The organism is Paraburkholderia sp. MM6662-R1 (genome assembly GCF_050436245.1).
Taxonomy (GTDB): domain Bacteria; phylum Pseudomonadota; class Gammaproteobacteria; order Burkholderiales; family Burkholderiaceae; genus Paraburkholderia; species Paraburkholderia tuberum.
In genome coordinates this window covers 1,160,636-1,184,854 of sequence record NZ_JBNDLV010000003.1, presented here as the reverse complement: position 1 = coordinate 1,184,854, position 24,219 = coordinate 1,160,636, and the positions used below count along the sequence as shown (strand labels likewise).

General features: G+C 59.8%; 17 protein-coding genes and 1 pseudogene. 9 read left to right on the top strand and 9 right to left on the bottom strand.

Annotated elements, in window-relative coordinates; genetic code table 11:
- Nucleotides 1–112 precede the first annotated feature (112 nt).
- Nucleotides 113–337 (top strand): hypothetical protein, encoded by a 225-nt coding sequence (locus OKW39_RS28375; protein ID WP_167368781.1) that lies wholly within the window; start codon nt 113–115, stop codon nt 335–337.
- Between the two features lie 121 nt (nt 338–458).
- Here the strand turns inward: OKW39_RS28375 and OKW39_RS28370 are convergent, their stop codons facing one another.
- The gene (locus OKW39_RS28370) at nt 459–1,331 is read right to left on the bottom strand and encodes a LysR family transcriptional regulator (protein ID WP_187613438.1); all 873 of its coding nucleotides are present in this window, start codon (nt 1,329–1,331) and stop codon (nt 459–461) included.
- Nucleotides 1,332–1,443: 112 nt separating this feature from the next.
- On the opposite strand from OKW39_RS28370, the gene OKW39_RS28365 reads away from it, so the two are divergent.
- Nucleotides 1,444–2,841: an MFS transporter gene (locus OKW39_RS28365; RefSeq protein ID WP_429564143.1), complete on the top strand. Its 1,398-nt coding sequence runs from the start codon at nt 1,444–1,446 to the stop codon at nt 2,839–2,841.
- Between the two features lie 199 nt (nt 2,842–3,040).
- Here the strand turns inward: OKW39_RS28365 and OKW39_RS28360 are convergent, their stop codons facing one another.
- The 3 genes from OKW39_RS28360 to OKW39_RS28350 form a co-directional block, all read right to left on the bottom strand.
- Nucleotides 3,041–3,718 carry a carbonic anhydrase gene (locus OKW39_RS28360; protein WP_090811049.1) on the bottom strand — a complete coding sequence of 226 codons (678 nt, stop codon included), beginning with the start codon at nt 3,716–3,718 and terminating at the stop codon, nt 3,041–3,043.
- Between the two features lie 10 nt (nt 3,719–3,728).
- The gene (locus tag OKW39_RS28355) at nt 3,729–5,051 is read right to left on the bottom strand and encodes a DUF2254 domain-containing protein (protein ID WP_429564142.1); all 1,323 of its coding nucleotides are present in this window, start codon (nt 5,049–5,051) and stop codon (nt 3,729–3,731) included.
- Nucleotides 5,052–5,221: 170 nt separating this feature from the next.
- Nucleotides 5,222–7,987, bottom strand: a complete 2,766-nt coding sequence (locus OKW39_RS28350) for an MGH1-like glycoside hydrolase domain-containing protein (protein ID WP_429564141.1) — start codon at nt 7,985–7,987, stop codon at nt 5,222–5,224.
- Between the two features lie 204 nt (nt 7,988–8,191).
- On the opposite strand from OKW39_RS28350, the gene OKW39_RS28345 reads away from it, so the two are divergent.
- Nucleotides 8,192–9,913 carry a dihydroxy-acid dehydratase gene (locus OKW39_RS28345; RefSeq protein ID WP_429564140.1) on the top strand — a complete coding sequence of 574 codons (1,722 nt, stop codon included), beginning with the start codon at nt 8,192–8,194 and terminating at the stop codon, nt 9,911–9,913.
- 220 nt (nt 9,914–10,133) lie between these two features.
- Here the strand turns inward: OKW39_RS28345 and OKW39_RS28340 are convergent, their stop codons facing one another.
- Both OKW39_RS28340 and OKW39_RS28335 read right to left on the bottom strand, forming a co-directional pair.
- Nucleotides 10,134–10,430, bottom strand: coding sequence for a hypothetical protein (locus OKW39_RS28340; RefSeq protein WP_090811057.1), 297 nt, complete (start codon nt 10,428–10,430; stop codon nt 10,134–10,136).
- A 13-nt stretch (nt 10,431–10,443) separates the two neighbouring features.
- Nucleotides 10,444–12,171: a methyl-accepting chemotaxis protein gene (locus OKW39_RS28335; protein ID WP_429564139.1), complete on the bottom strand. Its 1,728-nt coding sequence runs from the start codon at nt 12,169–12,171 to the stop codon at nt 10,444–10,446.
- Between the two features lie 363 nt (nt 12,172–12,534).
- On the opposite strand from OKW39_RS28335, the gene OKW39_RS28330 reads away from it, so the two are divergent.
- Nucleotides 12,535–12,843 (top strand): DUF4148 domain-containing protein, encoded by a 309-nt coding sequence (locus OKW39_RS28330; protein WP_090811061.1) that lies wholly within the window; start codon nt 12,535–12,537, stop codon nt 12,841–12,843.
- Between the two features lie 465 nt (nt 12,844–13,308).
- Nucleotides 13,309–13,950 (top strand): NmrA family NAD(P)-binding protein, encoded by a 642-nt coding sequence (locus OKW39_RS28325; protein WP_429564138.1) that lies wholly within the window; start codon nt 13,309–13,311, stop codon nt 13,948–13,950.
- A 209-nt stretch (nt 13,951–14,159) separates the two neighbouring features.
- Here OKW39_RS28325 and OKW39_RS28320 read toward each other — a convergent pair whose 3' ends face one another.
- From OKW39_RS28320 to OKW39_RS28310, 3 genes are all read right to left on the bottom strand, one after another.
- Nucleotides 14,160–14,963: a hypothetical protein gene (locus OKW39_RS28320; protein WP_429349080.1), complete on the bottom strand. Its 804-nt coding sequence runs from the start codon at nt 14,961–14,963 to the stop codon at nt 14,160–14,162.
- 225 nt (nt 14,964–15,188) lie between these two features.
- Nucleotides 15,189–16,496: an MFS transporter gene (locus tag OKW39_RS28315; RefSeq protein WP_429564137.1), complete on the bottom strand. Its 1,308-nt coding sequence runs from the start codon at nt 16,494–16,496 to the stop codon at nt 15,189–15,191.
- A gap of 307 nt (nt 16,497–16,803) precedes the next feature.
- On the bottom strand, nt 16,804–17,547 hold the full coding sequence (locus OKW39_RS28310; RefSeq protein WP_429360008.1) for a GntR family transcriptional regulator: 744 nt from the start codon (nt 17,545–17,547) through the stop codon (nt 16,804–16,806).
- 143 nt (nt 17,548–17,690) lie between these two features.
- Between OKW39_RS28310 and OKW39_RS28305 the strand changes: the two are divergent.
- From OKW39_RS28305 to OKW39_RS28290, 4 genes and pseudogenes are all read left to right on the top strand, one after another.
- A pseudogene (locus OKW39_RS28305) lies at nt 17,691–18,996 on the top strand (MFS transporter).
- The gene (locus OKW39_RS28300; protein ID WP_429564136.1) at nt 18,993–19,880 is read left to right on the top strand and encodes an amidohydrolase family protein; all 888 of its coding nucleotides are present in this window, start codon (nt 18,993–18,995) and stop codon (nt 19,878–19,880) included. The pseudogene OKW39_RS28305 and the gene OKW39_RS28300 overlap by 4 nt, the downstream one beginning before the upstream one ends.
- A gap of 7 nt (nt 19,881–19,887) precedes the next feature.
- Nucleotides 19,888–21,174 (top strand): ATP citrate lyase citrate-binding domain-containing protein, encoded by a 1,287-nt coding sequence (locus tag OKW39_RS28295; protein ID WP_429360002.1) that lies wholly within the window; start codon nt 19,888–19,890, stop codon nt 21,172–21,174.
- A gap of 27 nt (nt 21,175–21,201) precedes the next feature.
- A complete protein-coding gene (locus tag OKW39_RS28290; protein WP_429564135.1) occupies nt 21,202–23,901 on the top strand; it encodes a CoA-binding protein in 2,700 nt (899 codons plus the stop codon).
- The last annotated feature ends 318 nt before the right edge of the window (nt 23,902–24,219 follow it).

Below are 24,219 nucleotides of genomic sequence, written 5' to 3'. Positions count from 1 at the left end.
GCCAATATTTCACTTAAGAGGTCATATTTGACTCGTTATCTTTGAATCAGGCGCGTGAAGGGGCCGGAGGCTCCCTGTTGAAAAACGCCCACCCAACCGTGAGCGCGACATCATGTTCCTGTCGAGGGTGGCCGACCCCGAGCGCTGCCACGCGCTTTCAGGGAACGCCTATGACCAGCGTTTCAACGTCGCGGCGAGTCGTGCGCGCGGGCTGGACCTTCTGGCGATGCTTCGCGTCGACGTGGTGTCTGCGCAAGGAGAAATCTTCGAGGAGCTGATTGAGCGACTCACGAGCATGGGCATCGAGCCTCTAGGTCGCGAACATCGTCTGACTTAGAGCTCTGCACGTCTGAGAATCGCCCAAATGTGTACCCTATTAAAAAAAGACCCATAAATTTCTCAACTTACGGGTCCTAGATTCTCAGGTTATGCGTCTACCTACATTTGGCATCCGCCGTCTAACCGCTTATCGTAAAGGCGGAATGTTCCGCCACGATTTTCAGCAGAAAGTCCATCACTGCCCGTACTTGCGGCGAACGCCGCAAATCCCGATGCACAGCCATCCAGATATCACGCGAAAACCGTTCGCCGTCGTATGCGACGCGTTGTAGATTCGCATCGGTATCTGCCAGGAAGCACGGGAGGCCAGCCACGCCGGCGCCTGCTCGGGTCGCTGCAAGGTGGCCCGTGATATCGCTGATTTCGCAAGCAATAGGTCGTCCTCTTGCAACGCTCATCAACCACTTCTGCTGTGGCATGTCCGCGAATCCGGCATCGTAGACGATGAATTCCCATGCAGATGGATTGTGCAGGTGCGGATAGTCCCTGCTCGCGTATAGGTCGAACGGCATACGCCCTAGCTTGCGTACGACGCTGGTCGCTTCCTCCGGACGGACCAGCCTTAAGGCGATATCCGCCTCCCTTCGGCTAAGGGAAACCTGTCGTGCCTGGCCAGAAACAGACAACTGGACGCCGGGATTTGCAAGCCGGAATTCCGCCAGATGCTTCACCAGAAAACTGGCCACTAGTACCGGCGGTGCGCTCAGCGTGACTTTTCCGCTTAGCGGGGAAAGGCTGGCATCAAGGAACCGTTCAATCGCGTACGCGTTCTCTTCCATTCCCTGCGCGAGTTCGAACACGCGCTGTCCAGCGAGAGTGAGTTTGCAGGCCCTGGGGAGCCGTTCGACAAGGCGCGTCTTGACCTCGTCCTCGAGTGCGCTCAAGCGTCGGCTCACCGTCGCGTGATCAACCTTCAGATCGCGCGCGGCCCCTGACAACGTACCAATGCGGGCGACAGCCAGGAAATGACGAATATTTTCCCAATCGAACATCTGTGCAATTTCTCAAGGATAGTGTGCGGTTTTGGGGAATATTCGCACAAAGGCGACATGCCTACCATGAGACTCGTTCAGTCGATAAGGGTGATTCCAGATGAGCATGTCTATGAGCCGCGATCAACGCGGCACTCTCGCCGCCGCAGGGCTGGGCTTTGTCGTTGTTTTGCTTGATGTCAGCGTTGTCAACGTCGCTCTTGACGCTTTGCGAGCCCGTTTCACCACGGACGTGACCGGCCTGCAATGGGTTGTCAACGCGTACACGCTGGCATTCGCGTCGCTGCTTCTCACCACGGGCGCCTTAGGTGATCGCTTCGGCGCAAAGCGAATCTTCACTGCTGGATTCGCCGTCTTTACTGTGGCATCGATTGCATGTGGGATCGCGTACTCGTTGCCGATTCTTGTGGCTGCACGCGTCGTACAGGGCATGGGCGCTGCGCTGTTGGTGCCCAATTCGCTGGCTATGCTGCGCCAGGCGTTCCCTGATACGGAGCAAAGAAGCCGAGCGGTGGGCTGGTGGGGTGCTGCAGGCGGAATTGCACTTGCAGCAGGACCTGTGCTAGGTGGGCTGCTGGTGACTCACGTGGGCTGGCGCAGCATTTTTCTGATTAACCTGCCGATCGGAATTGCAGGCGTGAGCCTTACTCTCCGTCATGCGGCGACAGCCGCACGGGCGCATAGCCGAAGCATTGACCTTGCCGGCCAGGTGGCGGCCATTCTGGCGCTCGTCGCTCTGACCGTGTGCCTCACGGAAGCGGCCCGGTTTGGATGGCATCATCCGTTGGTCTATGGTGCGCTACTGTTCTCAATTGTTGCCGCCTGGGCGTTTCTGTGGCTTGAGTCACGCCGTACGGAACCCATGCTCCCATTGGCTCTTTTTCGAACGACTACGTTCTCTGCGGCCTCGGCCGCCGGGGTCGTCGTGAACTTTGCCTACTACGGTTTGATCTTTGTTTTTAGTCTCTTCTTTCAGATAGAGCAGCAGTTATCAGCTCAGTGGACCGGCCTCGCGTTTTTGCCCATGACCGTCGTTCTGATGGCAGTGAATATCCTGGCGGGTCGGCTGCTCAACCGCGTCGGCGCAAAGAAACTCATGATTGCCGGCATGCTGATTGCCGCGTCGGGTTATCTGCTGCTGTTGCCGGTTCGCATAGACGGCTCGTACTGGATGCTGGTCGTGCCAATGCTCATAGCCGCAAGCGGCATTGCCTTAATGGTGCCGACCATGACAAACGTCACGCTGTCATCCGTGGATGCTTCCCGCTCGGGTATCGCGTCAGGAGTGCTCAACTCGGCGAGGCAGGTAGGCGGCATGCTCGGGGTGGCGGTGTTCGGGTTTTTCGTACGCGATACCCGTCCTGATGCATTTATGCAAGGTATGCATCTTTCCATCATGACCGCTGCGGTGCTCCTGCTGTGCGGCAGCGTGATGTGCCTGTACGGAATCAGAACGCCACGGCCCGTGCACATTGAGAACACTTCCAGGATTCTGGCCTCTGACAGATAAGACCCGATTCTTCAGGTGTGCAGTCGCGCGTTAACCGCAATGGCTCATGTATGCCTGTAAGCAGACACGCTGGATTTTAGCTGAATGCCCGTTGATGGCCGGAGCGAACATTGAAACAGAACTTGCCGTCTGCATCGCGACACAGGGATTGCATTGGTCGCTAGCGACATGCCGGTCCCGTCGCGGACTTCGCAACCCGTCACCTCGCCCGTGCGGTAAGGCGCGCAATCATCCGATCAGCCATTGTGCGATCGATGACTGCGAATGAGCGGCTCGTGCGCTCATAGGCATACATGGCGCCCGTCGCGATGTCGAACCACCAGCCGCTCAATACGAGTGCCCCGGCAGTGACCTGCTGGCGGACGATCGGGTAGGTCATCAGGTGCTCGAGTTGCACGAGTACGTTAAGTTGCGACAATTGATCGTGCGCTTTCAAGCTGTCGTCGAGCGGACCTTCCTGTTCAAGGCGAAACGCTGCGTTGTTGGCGTGGCATAGCCATTTATCGAGGTTTGGTGATTTCAGCTTGGCGTGCCTGGAGAATACGGCCTTCATCGCGCCGCACTCCGAATGTCCACACACGACAATATTCGCGACTTTCAACACCAGCACGGCATATTCGATCGCGCTTGCCTCGGAAAGATCTCCGGTAGAGACGCCCTCCGCAGTCGCCGGTGGTATCAGATTGCCCACGTTGCGCATCGTAAAGAGATCGCCGGGATGGGTCGATGCAAGCAGATCCGGCACGACCCGGCTGTCCGAGCACGTTATGAAGAGCGCATCAGGTGTCTGCGCGAGCGCGAGTTTGCTGAACTGCTGCACGTATTGCGGCAGCATTTTCTCCCGGAATTCAACGATGCCCATGATGAGTTTTCGCATGGTTTGCCTCTCAAAGGACGGGTTGCCTTGCTGTCGAGCTTTCCGAGCCTCCAAGCCCTTGCGAGTCGGGGATACGGGCCAGCGCCAGGTCCTCCGGAAATGGATGCTTCGAGCCGATCGCACGGTCCAGCAGGGTCAGCTCGACACGCAAGGCGTCGTGACGATGCTCCGGCAAGCACTGAAGGAGATTCTCTATCGCCGCGCGCTGACGCCGCGCGATCTGAATGCTGCCCGCGCCGTACTGACGTATCTCGCGGAAACTGATATGCACGAAATCTTCCCAGTTCGGCGTTCGATAGATGACGCGCCCAAGTCCGGACTTATCCGTTATCTCTTCGGAGTACAAAGACCGTTTTCCGACGACACGCAATAGCCGCTGCAACTGATCGATGGCCAACACGGCCGTAGTTGGATCGTTGATCGCAGCCGACAACGCTTTCAGCGCAATATCAACAAGGATGCGAAACGCGAACATAGGATCCTGTTCCATCGTGCGTTCAGTCCCGAAAGCAACCAGTGTACGCAGCCGGTTTTCATCGATTGCGTCAGAGTCTCCGTACAAGTAAAACAAGGGTTCGTCCACCGCGACAAAGTCGCCGACTTGCGGCACGAATTCGATAACCGAGTTAGTGTGCCTCGCCTTGGCAACAAGTCTTTCGAGATTCACGGCCAGAACGATGCCGGATGTACCGCTATGGCGAACAATGCGGCCCGGGACGCCTCGCTCGTGGCCAAGTCTCGGCGGGGTGGTCCGGCCCGTCGCGGGGTCGGGATAGACGCTTTCGATGACCGCGATCCCATGCTCCCCAACCCGAGCCACGAGGCTTACTGGACGCAGGCATTTCGCCGCATAATCAATCAGGAAAAGGAATGCGACGACAGACGCGAATCCGAATAGCGCTGCAATGAATACCTGAAGCTGGTGCACCTCGCTATCACCCATCCAGCCCAGGGTTCTGTTGGCGAACAGAAGCGTGAATACGAACAATCCCGAGATGCTGCGGATCACGTTATCGCGCAGCAAGGTCGTCGCGATGATCCGCGGGGTATATTGACCGCCAGCGACCTGGATTGCGACGAGCAGCGAACCGAAGGTAAACACCAGAAACGCCAGGTCAGCGGAAACGATGTCGCCGACAAGTGACCGCGCTCCAGTCATGGACAGCGCAAAAAGGCCGGTTTTCGGATCGAGAATGTCGTGTCCGATCAGCCACCTTCCCAGCATTTCAGTGAGCGGCTTTACCACGGCATAGATCGCCACCGCGACGAGCGGTACCGTCCACAGGGAAGATCTGAGGTAACTCTTCAAGCTGTACCAGCGGTTCCAGTCCATGTTTGCGCTCTTCCTACGATTCATGCGGCAGCGGAGGCCGAAACGTTCGCGGTTCGCCTTTGACGATGCACGTGACCTTCAGGTCGGTCAATCAGACTTTGGTCCGATAGGTCGAGGACATAGAGTTTCGGGAATCGCGTCTCGATCGATTGCGGATTTTCGATGCCTGTCTATCGCGCCATCGCGGGCAGCGCGTCTTCGACGACGGGCGCGCCTGCCGGCGCGTTTTCGGCAGTGACATCGGCCGCCACGTGGGCCAGCTTCATCAGACGCGGCTGAAGCAGCAGCGCGACGAGACCACTCCAGCCGGTCTGGTGCGAAGCGCCGACGCCACGTCCGCTGTCGCCGTGAAAGTACTCGTGGAACAGCACGAGATCAGACGAGCGCGGGTCGGCCTGCAACTGCGGATAAGCTGCCATCACGGGCCGCACGCCGTGCTCGTCCTTGAGAAAGAGGGTAGTGACACGCCGCGCGAGACCGTCGGCGATCTCGCTGAGCGAGCACCGGTTGCCCGATCCCGTTGGATATTCGATGCGGAATTCGTCGCCGTAGTAGCGATGGAATTCATACAGCGATTCGATCAGCAGATAGTTGACGGGCATCCACACGGGCCCGCGCCAGTTCGAATTGCCGCCGAATACGCGCGAATCCGATTCGGCCGGCTGATACGCGATGCAGACATGCGCGCCGCCATGATCGAACTCGTACGGTGTATCGCGATGCACGCGTGACAGCGCGCGCACGCCGTGATCGGACAGAAATTCGTCTTCGTCGAGCGCGCGGCGCAGCAGTGCCGTCATCCGGTATCCGCGCAGTAGCGAGAGCAGCGTGGTGTTGCCTTTGCCGGGTTCGGTCCAACGCGATACGAGTTTGGCCAGATTGGGCCGGTGATCGAGAAACCACGCGAGCCGTTCTCGCAGGCCCGGCAGGTGGCCGTATATGCGTTCTTCGAGCACATGCACGGCGAACAACGGAATCAGGCCGACGATCGAGCGAACGCGCATCGGCACACGGGTTCCGTCTGGAAGATGCAGTACGTCATAAAAGAATTCGTCGTGTCCGTCCCATAGCCCAGTTCTGCAACCTTCGCTGCAACCGACGGCTTCTGCGATATACAGGAAATGCTCGAAAAACTTCACCGCGATTTCGACGTACGCGTTGTTCGTCATCGCGAGCTCGAGTCCGATCTGCATCAGGTCGAGCGCATACGAGGCCATCCAGGCGGTGCCGTCCGCCTGGTCGATGCGGCCGCCCGTCGGCAGCGGGGAAGAGCGGTCGAAGATGCCGACGTTGTCTAGCCCGAGAAAGCCGCCCTGGAAGATGTTGCGGTCCTCTGCATCCTTGCGGTTGACCCACCACGAAAAGTTCAGCAGCAACTTGTGGAACATCACCTCGAGAAACTTGTGGTCACCGACGCCCGTGACTTCGCGGTCGAGTTCGTACACGCGCCACGTCGCCCATGCATGAACGGGCGGATTCGCGTCGCCGAATGCCCATTCGTAGGCGGGCAACTGCCCGTTCGGATGCATGTACCGTTCCTTCACGAGCAACAGCAGCTGTTTCTTCGCGAAGTCGGGGTCCACCATCGCGAACGCGGCCGCATGAAACGCGAGATCCCACGACGCGTACCACGGGTACTCCCACTTGTCCGGCATCGATACGACGTCGCCGTTGCACATATGCCGCCAGTCGGCGTTGCGCCCGTGCCGGCGTCCTTTCGGCGGCTTCGGCTGACCGGGGTCGCCGTCGTGCCAGCGCGTCACGTCGAACTGGTAATACTGCTTCGTCCATAGCATGCCGGCGAGCGCCTGGCGTTGCACGAGCCGCGCATCGGCGTCGCTGATGTCGTGCTGGAGCGCGGCGTAAAACTCATCGGCCTCCGCGATCCGGCGCGCGAACAGCGCTTCGAAGTCGAGCGGCACGTCGTCGCGCGTAATGCCCGGTAGTGCCGCCGGACGCCAGCGCAGATACAGCACCGCGCGCTCGTGCGGCGCGAGCGACAGGGCCACATGCGCGGCGGCGCGGGTGCCCGCGTCGCGGCGTATTGCGTGCTCGTCGCCATCGACGAGGTAATCGTTGAAGCCATCCTTGAACGGGCCTGCGCCGGCGATGCCGAAAAGGCGGCGGACGTTGGTTTCGTTTTCGCAGAACAGCCATTCGATCGGCTGCGGCGCCGAGGCCGTGACGATCATCGTGCCCAGCGCGGGATTGTGCGCGATCACGCGCGCGCCCTCGGCGGACTCCGGCTCGAGCGTGAGCGACGGCTTGCCGGGCTTGCCTGACCACGCCCAGCGGTTGCGCGCCCAGAAGAGCGGCAGCACATGGAGTGGCGCGTGCTGATCCGCGCGATTTTCGACGGTTACGCGCATCACGATGTCGTCGGGTGTGTGCTTCGCGTACTCGATCCAGACGTCGAAATAGCGATCGTTGTCGAACACGCCCGTATCGAGGATTTCGTATTCGGGCTGATCGGCGCCGCGCCGGCCGTTTTCCTCGATCAGGTCCTGATACGGGTACGCATCGTGGGGGTATTTGTACAGCATCTTCATGTACGAGTGCGTCGGCGTGCCATCGACGTAGAAGTAAAGCTCCTTCACGTCCTCGCCGTGATTGCCCTGCGCATTGGTCAAGCCAAACAGCCGCTCCTTCAGGATGGGGTCGCGCCCGTTCCAGAGCGCGAGCGACACGCACCAGTCGAGTGGGTCGTTGCCGAATCCGGCAATGCCGTCCTCGCCCCAGCGGTACATGCGGCTGCGCGCATGCTCGTGGGGGAAATACTCCCATGCGGTTCCGTAGTCGCTGTAGTCTTCGCGAACGGTGCCCCACTGCCGGTCGCTCAGATAAGGCCCCCAGCGGCGCCAGCAGTCGAGGTCCTGGCCATGCAGACGGAACCCTTCCTTCGAATGGAGCAGATCGTTTGCGCGTAGCGATGACATGTGACCTCCCAAACCGGGATCGACCGTCGAACACGTTCAGTGCGTGAGTCCCCGCCCATCCCGTCACGCGTGCGGCGCCGGGCGGTATCTGGATGATAGGCGTCGTTTAGACTTATCGAGGTCGGAGGCCGCCTCGCTCCTGGTTTCATCTGACGTTTTCTTTCGCTATATCCGCGCTGCATCGCTGATCGTAAGGAACTGGAAATGAATCAAAAACCGCGTGGCCTCGACAATGGCCTGACGAACTACGGTGATCAAGATTTCGCGCGCTATCTGCGCCGGTCGTTTGCCAATTCGATGGGCTACACCGGCGAATCGCTCGACAAGCCGATCGTCGGGATCTGCACCTCGGAGAGCGGTTTCAATAACTGCCATCGCCACTTTCCCGAAATGATCAAGGCGGTCGAACGCGGCGTGCTCGCGGCGGGCGCATTGCCGATCGTATTTCCGGTGATGTCGCTTGGCGAGGTCTTCCTTTCGCCGACTTCGCTGGTCTATCGCAATCTGATGGCGATGGCCGTCGAGGAAATGATTCGTGCCCAGCCGATGGATGCAGTGGTGATGCTCGGCGGATGCGACAAAACCGTGCCGGCGATGTTGATGGGCGCGATCTCCGCGGAGCGGCCCGCCGCAATGGTGGTGGCCGGTCCGATGATGACCGGGCGACATCGCGGCGAGCGGCTTGGCGCGTGCACGGACTGCCGGCGCTTCTGGTCGAATTTCCGCGCGGGGAAAGTCTCGCCGCAGGAGATCAGGCAAGTGGAGGGGCGTCTGGCGGTCACGGCGGGAACGTGTGCGGTCATGGGCACGGCGTCGACCATGGCGCTGATCGCGGAAACGCTGGGCATGATGCTGCCCGGTTCGGCGGCGATTCCGGCCGTGCACGCGGATCGTCTGCGCAATTGCGAAGAAACCGGAGCACTGGTTGCGCGCATGGCCCTCAATGGCGGACCGAAACCGGCCGAGATCGTGACGCCTGCGTCGGTGCGCAATGCCTTGCGCGTGCTGCTCGCGGTCTCCGGTTCGACCAACGCCGTGATTCATCTGGCGGCGATTGCCGGTCGTATCGGACTGAAGATCGATTACGACGAGTTCAACCGGCTGTCTGATGAAACGCCCGTACTCGTGGATCTCAAGCCGGTAGGCAACGGTTACATGGAGGATTTCCATGCAGCCGGCGGGCTGGAGGGCGTTCTGCGCGGACTGATGCCCCAACTCAATCTGACTTGTCGCGATATCGCCGGGCAGAGTCTCGAGGAGCGTTTGAACAGGCCGCTTGCCGATCCGATCGATACGGCCGTGATCCGCTCGACGGAGAAACCGGTCAGTCCCGATGGCGGGCTGATTGTTCTGAACGGGAGTCTGGCGCCCGGCGGTGCGGTTCTGAAGCGCGCCGCCGCTACTCCCGAACTGCTCGAACACGAAGGGCGTGCCGTAGTATTTACCTCGCTCGAAGATCTGGCCGCGCGCATCGACGACCCCAGTCTGGACGTTCGCGCGGACGACATTCTCGTATTGCAGAACGCGGGGCCGCGCAGTGCTTCAGGCATGCCCGAGGCCGGCTATCTGCCGATCCCGCAGAAACTTGCACGGGCGGGGGTGAAGGACATGGTGAGGATTTCCGATGCGCGCATGTCGGGCACGGCGTACGGGACCATCGTGCTTCACGTGACGCCAGAAGCGGCGCTCGGTGGCCCGCTGGCAGTGGTGCGCAACGGCGATCGGGTCCGGCTCTCGGCGCGGGACAAGCGGATCGATCTACTGGTCGACGAGGTCGAGCTGGCGCGTCGTGCCGCTGAGATTCGTCCGGCGCAAGGGATGTATGCGCGCGGTTACCAGCGGCTCTATCACGATCACGTGCTCTCTGCCGCGGCAGGGTGCGATTTTGATTTTCTCACCGCGTTTCCTTCCGAAGACCTTAAGTAGCGGGTGCTTTTTCAACTCCCTGACCGAAGCGCCCGCGCGACTCGATCTGTTCGGCGCCTGATCAAGCGCAAACGACGAAGAGTTCATCCCTCACCGGAGGTGTCGTCGAAGATTGCGGATTGCCTGGGCCATAGTGTTTCGAGGCGACCCAGCAGATCACCCCTTCAGCGAATTTTTCAGAACGTCTTCATCCCATTCAAAAGCGGCCGTTCCGGCTCGCTCAAAGGGGCGAGGCCCGGCTTGGGCCGAGTATGGCGAGGATGACATTGGTGAGTTCGAGCATCGCCGAATGATATTCCGCGGGCAGGGGCACGTCGTCCATCAGGGACATGGCTTCTTCAATGCCCTGCCGGAATGACGTGGCGACCTTGGCGCGCTGCTGCGTCGTCAGGTGTGGTGAGGCTGCATCAAGAAACGTGCCGAGAACCATCGCCCGCGCGCCAAGCACGCTCATTTCCCTCGTGTTGGCGGTCACGAGTTTGCACATTCGGTGAAGCGCGTCGTTCGCATTGTCCAATTTTCAGATCCGCTCAGAATGCCTGCCAGTGCTCCGGACTGCTGCCGGTCGCAACCAGTGTGGTCGTGTCTGCGGTAACCAGGGCCGCCGTCTCCAGCTTTTTCAACGCTGGAGGACGTGACGCGCGAGCCTTCGGTGCCGGCCGACGCGGTTCGCTCCGCGGAGCCATCACGCGTGACGCGGAGGCGTCCCGGTCGGCAACCTTGAAGACTGCCACTGCGTCACGCAACGCTTGGGCCTGCTGGGCCAGCGACTGCGCCGCGGCCGAGGCTTCCTCGACCAGCGCGGCGTTTTGCTGGGTCGCCTCGTCCATCTGCGTGACGGCCGTATTGACCTGCCCGATGCCGGTGCTCTGTTCTTCCGATGCTGCCGCGATCTCGCTCATGATGTCGGTCACGCGCTGCACCGACCGAACAATTTCATTAATCGTGCTGCCAGCTTCCTCGACGAGCTTCGAGCCGGCATCTACCCGAGTTACCGATTCGCCGATCAACTCCTTAATCTCTTTGGCCGCCGTGGCGCTGCGCTGAGCGAGCGTGCGGACCTCCCCGGCCACGACGGCAAAACCCCGCCCCTGTTCGCCGGCGCGGGCCGCCTCGACCGCGGCATTGAGCGCGAGGATGTTGGTCTGGAACGCGATGCCTTCAATCACGCTGATGATCTCGGCCACCTTGGCTGAGCTGTCGGAGATCCCGTGCATCGTCTCGACCACGCGTCCGATCACTTCCCCGCCGCGTTGCGCGATACCCGACGTCGTACTGGCCAGCGCGGTTGCCTGCTTCGCGTTGTCGGCGTTCTGGCGGACCGTCGACGTCAGCTCCTCCATGGACGAGGCAGTTTCCTCCAGCGAGGCGGCCTGCTCTTCGGTCCGTTGCGACAAGTCCAGGTTGCCGGCCGATATCTCCTGTGCGGCGGTATCGATCGACCGGGAACCGTCTCGCACGACACTGATCGTCTGAACCAGTTTGCTTTGCATCGCCTGCAGGCCGGTCATCAACTGCCCCATCTCGTCGCGCGTGCGAACCTCGACGCGCGAGGTCAGGTCACCATCGGCAATCGCCCTGAAATGGCCCAGTGCCTGGGCAAGGGGCGTGCCGATCGCGCGCTGCAGCGACCACCAGGCCAGTGCCGCCGCACCGAGCGCCATCAGCATACCGGCGAGGGCTACGCCGATGAACCCGTGGAAGCGGGCCTGCGAGGTCTCAAACGTCGCGCGGGCAGCCGTGATCTGCATCTGGCCCAGTGAATATGTGCCGCCGGTGAAATCGCTGAACAGCGACTGCGGTGTGTGCACGGCGACATCGGTGAGCTTCGCCGTATCGTGGGCGGCGATCGCGCTGAACATCGGTTCCAGGCCATTTGCGACGTACGCGTCGCGCTTCGCGTTCACGTCGGCCGCGCGGCTCGCCTCCTCGGGTCCGGAGAACGGCAGCGCGCGATACGCGTCCCACGCCTGCTTCGACTCAGCGAGCAGATCCCGGGCGATCTGCACTCGTTGGGGTACGTCCGGACTGGCCGGATCAAGCGCGATGAGAAGCAGCCAGAGGCGCGTCCTCGATAGTGCTACGTTTGCCCGACCGAGCGCCTCGGAAGAAGCCAGCCGGCTGGAATACAGCTCCTTCAAATCGTTGTTGCACATCGACACGCTGGCGATGCCCATGACGCCGCCAAGGACCAGCAGCACGGCGAGAAAAGCCATCGCCAGCGCCAGGCGGACACGGATACTTAGGTTATTGAACATGGGTAAATTAAATGGGAAGCCGATGACGAGGCGTGCGCAAGGCGCAAGAAGAAGGAAGCGAGCAGCGCAAGCGCCAACACACGATTGATAAACAAATCACACATGATGTTTGTATACGGCATTAACCCGTCAAACTTGATGTCGAACTGCTAACCGCCATTCCGTTCAGGCGTTTTTGTGCGGATAGACGCCTGGTGACGTTGCAGACGCGGAAACAAACAGTTGGGGCGAAATGTACGTGTAAGTTGATAGTAAACAGATAAACTGACTTCAACGACTTGGCACTCAGGCTTCCGCCCCGGCGGTCGTTGTTTCGCTAACCCAGTGTTTTCTGTTTCTGACGCTCGCAATTGGAGATTCATCGTGGCTAAAGCATTCATCCCCGTTCTCGCGCTCGTGTCGGTCCTCGCTCTGCCCACGGTTGCGTCCGCTCACAACAACGGTCCCCTGACGCGCGAGCAGGTGCGCGCAGAACTCGTCCAACTGCAGCAGGCGGGCTACGGCCGCAACCACGGTGACGCGCACTACCCGGCGCACATCCAGGCTACGCTGGCGAGCGTGGCGGCGCAGCAGCAGGCGCCCAGTGGCTACGGTGGCGTGAAATCGGGCTCGGCCGCTTCGGGGGCACCGACCCAGTGGGCCTCGGATCATTCGGCCTACAAAGGAGGTTGATTGGCGATCAGCCGGGTGGCCGGGCGCTTTCAACCGCCCGGCCTGGTAACACGCCGCGAGCGGCATCGTCGCGGCTTGCGGGTTCGCCGATGCGGCCCGTTACCGGCAGGAACAGCGTGAGCGGTTCATCGGTAAGCGGCACGAAGCCGTACTTTTGTAGAAGCTGGTGGCTTCATCGTTGATGGCGTCGACCAGCGCACTGAACGCCGAGGGTTTCAGCGGTGCTAACGACTACATCGAACGCATGCGCCAGAAATTGGGGAATCTGTCCGGACTAGATAGATATCCGACGTGCTGACGGAGAATCTCCGTTGAAGAAGCAATTGCATGACGAGAAGCACAGGGGACGAATTGACCGAAGGCGTCATAGATCAGCATGGCAATCGAAGTCTAAGCCGCCTAACACGGCGCTTGAAAAATAATCTGCCTCGACTTAGGAATCGTCTTTCGAAGTCCCTTGGCCGAATGGCGCAGACCCTGAGCGTCGCACGGGAAGCGGGTGTGAAAGGCGTGGTTTATCTGTCGGTGTTCAAGGGCGCCGAATACGTCGACGTGCCGCACTTCACCGGCAAACATACGGTCGAGCGCATGATCGAACACCTCGACCTGCCGGTGACAGTGCTGCGCCCCGCGTATTTCATCCAGAACGACGTCCGGCAGAAAGACCCGCTGCTTTCGCACGGGGTCTACGGCATGCCAATTGGCGCGAAAGGCATTTCCATGGTCGACGTCCGTGATATCGGCGAGGCTGCCGCGCGCGAACTGCTGCGCCGCGAGCGTGGCTCAAACCCGCTGCCGGGCGAGACGTACGAACTCGTCGGTCCTGACGTGATCAATGCGCAGACCGTGGTTTCGATCTGGGCCGAGGCGCTGGGACGTCCCGTCCGCTACGGTGGCGACGATCTCGACGTCCTTGAGCAGCGCCTCAAGTCGGTTGCTCCTGCCTGGCTCGCATACGACATGCGGCTCATGATGGGCCGGTATCAGCAGGACGGCGCGGTCGCGTCCAGCGCGGACGTCGAGCGTCTGGCGACGCTGCTGGGACGGCAACCGAGATCCTATCGGGGCTTTGCCGTCGCCATGGCTGCGGCGTGGGCTAAGGACTGACCTGCCAGGATACGCGATCGCGACTTTCAGAGGCTGGCACGCGCGACGGGGGGCTTGACGGGGCCGACCCCTGCTCGCGGGTGTATTGCGCTGCTTATGAAGGCCGCGCGGATATCGACCGAGCGTGACACTCGTGGCTTCAGGGAGCGGACGTCCGTAAATCGTCTCCAGAAGCACGAACGATTCAACGCGTTTCCCGCCGACTTCAGTCAGGGCCTCGCATCCTCTGGCTTGGGGCTCCTGGCATCAGCAAAGCGGCTTTGTACCGCGACGAGTTGGTCATCCGTGGTCGCCACCAGCCACAACCGTGCGTGCTCCGCGATTTGGCGGTTGTGGTCCTTCAACGGGCCCATTGCCGCGGCGGACTTCCAGACCACGGGGCCAATTCGGCTGCTCCTGCCCGACGGCGCACCCACCAGCAGGCAGTATGGCCCAAGAGGAAGCGAGACAAACGGAAGGGCCGGACTAGCGCGCACGCGCCAGTCGATGAACGGCGCCTCGCTGATGAGCAGGGGCGTGGGCAAGCCGTAAAGCACACTGAAATCGTACAGCGCCAATTGCTCGCGCATGCCCGCGTAGATACGTCGGATATCGTCGACAACCGCAGCGCGGATTTCATCCTCGAACATGGGTTCTTGCGCATAGCGTGCGGCGGCCTGCTGGGCGCTCAACTGATATGCGCTGAACAGGCCGAGTTCCATGCAGTCCTGCACTGCGCGCTGGACCTCCACGATAGTGCCGGCCTCCTCGGGCCTGCCTAACTGCGCTGCCCTCAAAAACCGGGCGAGCCCCGCTTCCTGGATCGCAGGACCTTCCACAGGCGCATCGTCGTCAGCATCCTTATCGAGCGGCACGTGAATGTATTCTTCGGCCGCGAAGCGCGACTTCTTGCCTTCGTCAAACTTGATTTCGCCATCGGTGCAGTCCAGATATCGGGTACCGATTCGGCCATGCTCCCAAACCCAATTCTTCAGGAGCGGACGTAGCGGATGCAGTCTGTCTTGATTAGCCATCGAAGCCTCCAGGTGCCCCAGTATAGATCCACATGATTATCTGATGCGCAAAGGGCTATGAGCGGTCGATTCGAGCCTTGCTCCGGAACGGCACCCCCAGCCGGGCCGGATGGCTTCAAACCATCGCGAAGTTGAACCGCGCTCAGTCTGCAATCAATCGAACATGCGGCTCAAATGAGGGTACATTGCGTCTGTGCAAATAGCTTGGGGGTGTCATGGCCCGCATCAAAGCGGAACCGTTGATGACGCAAGCGCCGCCTTGCGATGCCCACCGACTGTCCACGCAATGATGGTACCGATTGCGAGAGCTAACAGGCATGCAGTCGGAACGAGCATTGGTGCTACATGACTGTTGGTTACCTTGCCAACGTACGGCATGAGGTTCTGTCCGAAGAACCCTCCAAGGTTTCCAATGCAGTTGATGGCAGCGACACTTGCGGCGGCTCGAGCGCCAGAAAAGAAGCGTGGTGGGAGCGACCAGAAGCAAGGGTACAGCAGGGGAATACAAGCTCCGCCCAGACACAGAGCAATAAAGCGCAACGATACAGTCGGCAACACGAGGCTCGATGCAAAGCATACGACGCCGATGCCGGCGACTATGGCCATCGCTTTTAACACCACCTGTTCACGTTTGAGCTTCCCGGGAAGCCAAAGCAGGAGAAGAGCCGCGAGTGCCCACGGAATCATGTTAAGCAGGCCATTGACGCTCGACGAAACGCCCCAGCTCTTAACCAACGTGGGCAGCCAGTACGTCACGCCGTAGAGCGACGTCGACATCAGCATGTAGGTTGCTGCGAACATGAGAACCTTCGGGTCAAGCAATGCCGCCCATGGCCGGGACTCCTTTGCTTCCGGGGACGCTTCGCGCACAAGCGCTGCGGCCACAATGTCCTTCTCATCCTGAGAAAGGAAGTTCGCTTCCTCGACGGAGCTCGGTAGATATTTAAGCGCTACGAAGGCAATCAGTATTGCCGGAAGACCGGTGGCAAGGAAGACCCATTGCCAACCCGCCAGTCCCAGTGTTCCGCCCAAGGAAAGGAGCAGCCCTCCGACCAGCGCGCCAAGCATGTTTGCCAGCGAACTGCCGAGGGTAAAAAGGCCAAGCACACGTGTCCGGTAGCTTTGAGGAAACCACTGCGTCAGGTAGTAAATGACGCCTGGATAAAACCCGGCTTCAGCAACACCCAGCGCAAACCGAAACGAGTAAAAAGCTGGCAGGGACCTGGTGAACGCCATTAGCACTGTAACGACGCCCCACGTAATCATGATGCGAGCGAGCCACGTCCGGGCCCCAAACCGATGTAGCGCCAGTGTGCTGGGCACCTCGAACAGCAGGTAGCCAATGAAAAACAGCGATGCTCCAAGGCCATACGCGGCTTCCGTCATGCCGAGTGCCTGAACCATTTCCAGTTTCGCGAAGCCGACGTTCTGCCGGTCGATGAATGCGATGAGAAACATGACAATCAGCAGCGGCATCAGCCGCCATGCCATTTTCTTCATTACCTGCTGCTCACGTGTTACGGACGTAGACATGTTCGCTCCAAGTTCCATGCCCGCTGCCGCTCGACTGGCGTTTCGAAAACGGTCAGTCAGACGAAAACAAGCAGATTGATATAGTCATGTATATGTTTGTATGTTTGAGGTCGGGCTGCAATGAGGTATAACCCGGACGAGCGCACGCAAGCGAGCTGCGGCCGCAACTGGCGACCAGTGATGTATTCGGCGAACGAGGTGTAGAGCCTGAAAGTCGCAGGAAAAATGCGACCTGCCGGGTGACAGAAAGTCAGTTCGCGTTGTCGGTCCCTATGACAGCACCAAACGCGGCGAGGAAGTCGCGTTGTCAGCGAATATCGACCTGATACTGGAACGCTGCAGCAGCACCACGCGTGGTGCGCCATTCAATAGGCGTCCCGGCGAAATCGGATGCCACACGGTGCACAAGGATTACCGGGCTGCCGACGGCGATATGCAGGAGCGCCGCATCAGCGTCCGTCGCCTGTTCGACGTTCAGAATCTCGGTTGCGGATGCGACGATTTGGCGGCAAAGCCGCTCGTAAAGCGGATAAAGCAAATCCTCGAAGCCACCAAGGGGCAGAGTCGCCAGCGCTTCGAAACGGCTTCGAGGTAGCCATATTTCTTCCGACAAAACGGGTTGTCCGTCAATCAATCGTACCCGCGAGAGATGAACAGCCTTCTCCGTCGCCTTCATCTGCAAGGTTGAGCGAATCGTCTCGTTTGGCTTGACGACCTCGCGGCTGAGCACCTTCGCCGTCGGTCGGACCGGCTTCCCGTCAGCTGACTTGAATCGGAAGAAGCGGAACAACGACGAATCAAAGCGCGGGCGCCGGACAAAGGTCCCCTTTCCCTGGGTGCGGGTGAGCACCCCGTCGGCCACCAGCAAATCAATGGCTTTCCGAAGTGTGCCGGTCGACACGTTATAAAACAGGCTGAGCTCCGCCTCTGTGTCGATTGCCTTTTCTGGCGCCCATTCGCCCTCCGCGATGCGGCGCACCAGGTCATCGCGTAGCTGCTGGTATCGGGGCAATCGACTGTCTGGCCTGGCCGAGAACGACTGCATATCCATGATTCATATAGTTGTTCACAGGAATAGTCACTGTACAACATCTGCCGGAACAAGGGTAAATCCCCAATGACTTCTTCGTCGAAGCGCCTAAACTAAACATATAGTCATATACATGAATATATGAATTTACCCTGGAGACGGCGATGTTCACCTGGTACAAGCAAGGCACACCTCTCGAACGAAACACCTTCTGGGGATGTTTCGCGGGTTGGGGCCTCGATGCCCTTGATGTGCAGATGTTTACCCTGGCAATCCCCGCAATCATCGCAGCGTACGGCATCGACCACACGCAGGCGGGCGCGATCAGCGGCGTGACACTGGTGTCATCGGCGATGGGCGGCTGGCTGGCGGGCGCCTTGTCCGACAGGATTGGTCGGGTGCGGACGCTGCAGATTACGATTCTCTGGTTTGCAGGATTCACTTTCCTTTGTGCCTTCGCCCAGAGTTTTCCTCAACTACTGGTCCTGAAGGCCCTGCAAGGGTTCGGGTTCGGCGGAGAGTGGGCTGCAGGCGCCGTGTTTGATGGCTGAGACCATCCGGACGGAACACCGCGGCAAGGCCATGGGCGCGGTACAGAGCGCCTGGGCTGTCGGCTGGGCCGGCGCAGTGCTGTTGTATGCCGCAGCTTTTTCGTGGTTGCCGTCAGACACGGCGTGGCGTGTCATGTTCGGTGCTGGCCTGCTGCCCGCGCTTCTCGTCCTTTACGTCCGCCGCAATCTCCGCGAACCTGTGCGCGTTGAGCCGTCTCGCGCTGAACCAGCGGTTTCTGTGTGGGGGCAAATCGCGCAAGTATTCCAGCCGCGCGTCATCAAGACCACCGTTATCGGGGCGATTCTGGGCACAGGCGCACACGGCGGGTACTACGCCATCATGACCTGGCTGCCGACCTTCCTCTCCAAGGAAAGACATCTGTCGGTCCTCAACACCGGTGGGTATCTTGCGGTTGTTATCGTGGCTTTCTGGTGCGGCTGTATGGCGAGCGCTTACCTGCTCGACCGTATCGGACGGCGTCGCAACATCGCATTCTTTGCATTTTCTTGCATCGTCACCGTGCTCGCCTACGTGATGCTTCCCTTGAGCAACACGCAGATGCTTGTTCTGGGCTTCCCGCTAGGCTTTTTCGCCGCCGGCATCCCGGCCAGCCTGGGCGCACTTTTCAACGAACTCTATCCTGCGGACATGCGCGGGACAGGCGTCGGCTTTTGCTACAACTTCGGTCGCATCGCCTCGGCGGGTTTCCCGGTGCTGGTCGGGTACATGAGTCATTCGATGTCGCTGGGAGCAGCGATTGGTATCGATGCCGCAATTGCGTACGGGCTGGCGATGGTTGCCGTGTTGTTGCTTCCCGAAACGCGCGGCAAGCGCTTGCGGCCGTCCGGCGTCGAGCAGGCTTCACAACTGGTCGCCGACGCCGAATTAGCGCTTGACCATCACCGGAGCCAGCGATGACTCAGGCCCCATCCATCGCGCGGCCACGGCTGCCGCGCGTTGACACGCACGCGCACGTGTTTGCCAGGACTCTGCCGCTGGCGGACGGACGGCGCTACGCACCCGACTATGACGCAACGCTGGACGCCTACCGGAAGCTTCTGGACGAGAACGATATTGGCAATGCCGTCCTTGTCCAGCCCAGCTTTCTCGGCACCGATAACAGCCATCTTTTACAGGCGCTGACCAGCGACATTAGCCGGCTGCGAGGTGTAGCAGTCGTGTCCCCCGAAATTTCAGAAGACGACCTGCAGCGACTGAACTGTCAGGGTGTGACGGGCGTGCGTCTCAACCTTGTCGGACAGACGCTCCCCAAGCTGGGCTCGGCGCCATATGTAACGCTTTGGCGGCAGTTATCAAAACTAGGCTGGCATGTTGAGTTGCACAGGGAGGCGTCGGACCTGGCGCCGCTCGTCAACACTTTGCTGGATGTGGGCTTGCCAGTCGTCGTTGACCATTTTGGCCGCCCTGACCCGGACAGCGGCACACGCGACCCGGGCTTCAACGACCTGTTGGAGTTTGGCCCATCTGGCCGCGTGTGGGTCAAGATTTCGGGCGCCTATCGGTGCTCGGAGCCGGACTCGAGTTTCATGCGCGATGCCACGGACCAACTCATAGACGCATTTGGCGCCGAACGTCTGATGTGGGGTAGCGACTGGCCACACACGCAGTTTGAACATGCGACGGCCTACAGCCAGACGCTTACCGCGTTGCTGGACTTACATCTTGCGCCCGCGATTGTCGAGGCAATCCTGTGCTCAACCCCGCACTCGTTTTACGGGTTCGACAAAGACCCCGTGAGGGATATTGTCCCGACGACACCGACTTCCCAACTCACTTTCTGAGGTCATCATGCAAGTCACCGGTATGTTGCACGGCGCCAGATTGCTGCAGTTCGTGGGCTTTCCGACGCCCGAGATTCTGGGTCCGGACGCTAGCGAAGAACAGATTCGAGCGATGCTGAAAAAGCACGGCATGATTTTCATCAAGCCGGTTTTCAAGGGCGGTGTTGGCAAGAAGGGCAAGGCCGGTCTGATTGGCCGCGCGACTGACCTGACGACCGCCTTGAAGGAGAAGGAGCGTCTTTACTTCGTCGAACATCACGTTGCCAATACTGTGTCGAAAGCCAACGGTGTGACCTTTGAGGCGGGTGTGCCGGCCGAGTACGAGGTCTATTTCTCGATTACCGACTCGACACACTTCCGCGCACCGACGATGACGCTCACACATCACGGTGGCGTCGACATCGAGGAACTGGACAAGTCGCAAGTCGTGCAGATTCCGTTTGACCCGCTCACCGGGCTCAAGGCGTTCGTCGTGGCGAACGCGCTTTCGACGCTGGGCGCACCCAAACAGATTATCTCGCCGCTTGTACAGCACCTCCCCAAGTTATGGGAGCTCTACCACGGGTTCGGAATGACGACCCTCGAGCTCAATCCAATCCGGATGCGCGAGGATAGCAAGGGACGGCTGACACCCGTCGCCTGTGACTTCAAATGCGGCTTCGACCGTGATGACCCGCGCTGGCAGCGCCTTGACCTGCCCGCGCATCTCTTCGCAGTCGACTATTCAGACTTCGAACAGGAAATCAACCAGCTTCGCACGTATCAGGGGCAGAGCGACGTCTACGTCATTAACGCGAAGGGCAGCATTCTCGCTCCGACGTTCGGTGGCGGCGCGAACTCCCTTGTCACGCAAATGCTCGGAGACGACGCCATCATCTCGTCAGACTTCGGCGGCAATCCACCCTACGAAAAAATGAAGGAAGTTGCCCGCATCTGTTTCAAGCACTGGATTCAGCAAAGCAATGTTCTGTTCATTATTGGTGGAAAGTCAAACAACACGGATATTTTCGAAACATTTCGCGCAATGGCCGACGCGTTACGCGAGCACTTCAGTCAGCACGGCCCGACGCCGCTCTATGTGGTGGTCGGCCGTGGCGGTCCGAATCTGGTTCGCGGAATGGGAGCATTGCGCGACACGCTCGATTCGCTGGGATTGCCGTACACCTTCTTCGGCTTTGACTCGGACATGAGCGAGGTGGTCCTGTACGCGAAGCAGGTTGACCAATGGATGAAAGCAGGCGGCCGTGAGCAGATTGCCGCGAAGCTGGGAATTGCGGTCAAACAGGCTGCCTGAGCATCTCATCGACTGAGGAGAATCATCATGTACAAGCAGGGCATTGGCGATTTTAAATACTTCGTAGGAATTAGTTCGTTATCCCAAGTTGCCACAAAGGACGACCGCGTTTGCGTGCTCAACATTCTGGGCGGCGAGTCGAGCGATGTCACGCCCGTCGGTCATGCCTATTCCGGTGGCAACGTGGTGTTTGGTACGGCTCCGGGAAAGCGCGGACAGGTACTGGAAACGGCACTTGGAAGCGTGCCGGTCTACAACAATGTCCTTGAAGGCCTGAACGATGGTCACCGGTTCAACTGCGGCGTCATCTATCTGCCGCCTTCCGCTGCACGGGACGGCGTGGCTGAGCTAATCCGTGTCAATCCGGAACTGAAGAAGATTTTCATCGTTACCGAAAAGCTGGCCGTCAGTGACTCGCGCGAAATCCGCGCGATGGGTCAGTCCAACGGGGTCGACATTTTTGGCGGCAACAGCCTCGGCGTGGCTGACGCCTGGAACCAGGTGCGTATCGGGGGAGCGCTGGGCGGCGACCACCCTGAAGAGGCATTGCGGCGTGGCTCGATTGCCTTGTTTTCCAACTCGGGCAACTTCACGACTACCATCGCAACCTACCTGCGGATGGCCGGATGGGGCACGACTACAGCCATCTCAAGTGGCAAAGACGTCTACATACAGTTCGCGGCGCCGGAGTTTGCTGCGGCGCTGGCAAACGACGCGCGAAGCAAGGCGGCCGTTCTCTATGTCGAACCGGGCGGCTACTATGAGCTCGACGCCAACTTTACGAAGCCGGTGGTTGCGTGCGTCGTGGGTCGCTGGAAGTCAAAGCTGACCCGTGCTGTCGGACACGCGGGTGCTATGTCCGGAGGCGCGGACGACGCCGCATCGAAAGAACAATGGTTTCTCGATAAATTCGGGGTGTCAAGTGTGTTCACACCGGACAATCCGGCCGTGTCGGCAAAGGGTGCGCTTGTCACGAACATCGCGCACATACCCGCAGCACTCACGGCTGTGATGCGTGAAAACGCCTGCAGGCCAGATTTCGAGCCGGAAGGTAACCTCGCATTAAAACCGTGGTTTAGCAGTCACCGCGGATTGAGCCTGCCGCAGGCGCTCGATTTGCCTGTCGTGCAGGCCACGGCCCCATACGATGCCCAGATTGCCGCGCTCGACAAACAGGTTGGAGCTGTACCACCGCGACAGTCGATGAAGGATGCTTCTGGCGCGTCGCAGATGGACCCAAAGTCGCAGGTGACCAGTCTCTACGGCGTTTCGATGCTTGATGCGGCGCAGTACCCCCTTGAGACAAACGTAAGCCTCGCGCTGCTCCACGAACCCGGCGGGATGAACGACCGCGCGCTAATCAATGTCGCTGTGAGTGCGTTCCTGAACCTGTATGGACATCCCGCACTTGGGGCTGCCCAGGCGGCACGGGATGCCGGTAATGCACCAAACACTGTCCTTGCAGCGGCGGCGAGTATCATCGGGCCCCGAGGGCAAGCCGGGCCTCGCCAGGCGGTCCGCGCTCTAATCGACGCCTTTGCCCCGGTGAAGCTCGAGAACGCGATGGATGAGAGTTTCGACTTTTCGCGCGCCGAAGTCACCGACCTCAACCTGTTCGTCGGCAGTGAACCGGATTTGCGGGCCCGCGCAATCCTGGCGGGACTCAAAGCTCGCGACGTGAAGTCGACATTCGTGCAATATGTTGAAAGCCTGCCCGGCGAGCCGACTACCGATGGCGTATTGGCAGCCATTTGCGCGACGCTCGCATGGGGACCGCTCATGCGCAAACGCATTTCACGCCTTTCGGCTGAGAGCCTTCCGTGGTGGATACAACTTTTCGGCTCCCTGATAGGCGCTTCAGTGCCCTCGGACCAGCACGGTCCGGACAGCTTCTGCGGTGTCGAAACGAAGACAGTCCTGGAGGAGCGTTCGCTTGGTGAAACCGCCTTCAGCGCGTTGTTTGGATTGTCGCCAGGCACGAGCGACTTGTTTTCCTTCCAATTGCTGGTCGGTCTGCTGCTGTCAAATGGACCCGGAACGATTTCCGCGCAGGGTGCAAAAGGTGCGGTCTCTGCCGATGGTCCCGAAGACCCCGAGCGCGTCCAACTCAACAAGGCGTTAATCGGCTTCCTTACGCACAGTGGTTACACGCATGGCGGCAATGGATTTGAGGGAATTGCGTTTCTGCTAGACCAGTTCGCGCATAGCGGACTGACTGACCCGGGCAATCCTGCGCACGGGCTGGATTTGAAAGCACTAGCGATGACGTACGTCGAAAGTTACGCCAAATACAAATTGAGCAAGAAAACGAGCGGCAGCCTGGACATCCAGAAAATCCCTGGCGTGAATCATCCGGTGTTTAAGGATAAACCCGTCAATCACGACCCGCGTGAAATGTTCGTGCGGCAATTGTTCGCCGAGCGCGACGAATACAACATCTTCCACGACTTTTACAGGACGTTGGTCCAAAGCCTGTTCGACGCGGGGGTTTCGCGAAACGTTTACTGCGTCAACGTCGATGCGGTGATTGCCGCGTTACTGCTCAAGATGCTCTGGCAGCCGTATCGTGACGGAACGTATTCGCGCAACGCTTTGGAGACGGCCGCCTTTACCATCTTTCTTTACCCTCGCATGCTCGGTTGCGCGGCTGAAATCGATGACCATATGAACCGCGGAAGGAACATGGATACACGTACGCCAGCGTCGGAGTGTCGTTTCGTTGCGTAGCGGAATGACCCGGAAGCGCACGAAGTCTTTCCGCGCTGCCGGGTTCATGCCCACAACTATCAGTTGTCTCCGCACGGGATTGGGGGTGCGAGTCGTGCACGCTTTTCCGAACAACCCGAGCCTATGTGGCGATTATTCGTTGGCCTTGCTCAACTACGACGCGTTTCGCTTCGCGAGGCTTCTCCTCTTTGGGTTGCGGTGATCATAGACGTTCGCTGTCTCGGAAGTGTGCTTTACCCGGACCTGAAACATGCGCGATACCGAACATATGGTTTAACGCGATCATTTAGCAATTTCATCAGTGACGTCTCCTGCAAG